Annotated in this window: 2 protein-coding genes; both read right to left on the bottom strand. The window is 72.0% G+C overall.

The annotated features are described in order from the left end of the window. The coding region (locus HMPREF3105_RS08310; protein WP_246830357.1) for an MATE family efflux transporter at positions 1-271 on the bottom strand (271 nt) is incomplete at its 3' end. A gap of 1 nt (position 272) precedes the next feature. Then, positions 273-1,104: CPBP family intramembrane glutamic endopeptidase (locus HMPREF3105_RS08305; RefSeq protein ID WP_070709194.1), on the bottom strand; the 832-nt coding region annotated here is incomplete at its 5' end.

Genomic DNA, 1,104 nt, shown 5'->3' with positions numbered 1-1,104 from the left:
CCGCCCCGATCAGCCGGGCCACCGCCGGGGTGGTGGCGTAGGCCAGGAAGATCATGAGGCCGGTGAGCGTGTGCAGGATGGTGGTGCCGATCCCGACGCCGGCCAGCTGGGCCGTGCCCAGGTGCCCGATGATCGCGGTGTCGGCCAGCAGGAACAGCGGCTCCGCGATGAGCGCGCCGAACGCGGGGACCGCGAGCGCGAGGATGCGCCGCGTGAGGGCGCGCGCGTCCTGCGGGGCGGGCGCCGCCGTCGAGCCGGAGGGTCCTGCCATCTCAGCCCAGCAGGGCCAGCAGCGGGGCCAGCGCCGTGGTCGGGGCAGTGGGGCCGGGCAGCGTGTCCGGCAGCAGGGGGGCCACGAGGTAGAGCATCGCGATGGCGATGCCGTTGTTCACCATGTGCAGCAGCACCGCGTACCCGAACGAGCGGCCCATCAGGATGTAGGACACCGTGATCGCCACCGCGAGGGTCAGGTACGGGACGGTCTCCACGAGCCGGAAGTCGCCGCCGGTGCCGAGGAAGTGCAGGAGTGTGAACGCGAGCACGGAGACCACGGCGCACACCCACACGTTGATCCAGCGGGAGAGCTTGCCGATCAGCAGGTGGCGGAACAGGTACTCCTCCACGAGCGGGGCGGCCACCACGGTCATGAGGATCATGAGCACGGGCGGGGCCTGCGTGGTCATCTCCTCGAGCGCGGCCTGGTTGGCGCTGGTCTGCGCCTCCCCGATGAGGCTCAGCACGATCACGTTCACGACGATGCACGCCAGCCACGTGGCGGGCAGCAGCAACAGCTTCCACCACGTCCCCGTGCGGAACACCCGCAGCGACGTCACGAGCGGGCGCCAGGCCACGGCCAGCACGAGCACCACGAGGATCGCGTAGCTGACGATGTTCACCGTGAACCCGTCGCGGACCAGGTCGAACGCCTCGAGGTCACCGGGGACCAGGCCGAGCGACACCGCCAGCCACAGCCCCAGCCCGAGCACCATGAGCGCCACGTACACGAGCACCACGACGGCGTCGCCCCAGTGGAACCGACCCGGGGTCCAGTCCGGCGCGGGGCGGGCCGCGGGCCGGCGGCCGGGCCAGCCGGCGGGGACGCCA

Origin of the sequence: Micrococcus sp. HMSC31B01 (genome assembly GCF_001816085.1) — a bacterium.
GTDB lineage: Bacteria > Actinomycetota > Actinomycetes > Actinomycetales > Micrococcaceae > Micrococcus > Micrococcus luteus.
The sequence above is the reverse complement of the archived record's forward strand: the minus strand, read 5'-3'. Positions and strand labels throughout refer to the sequence as shown.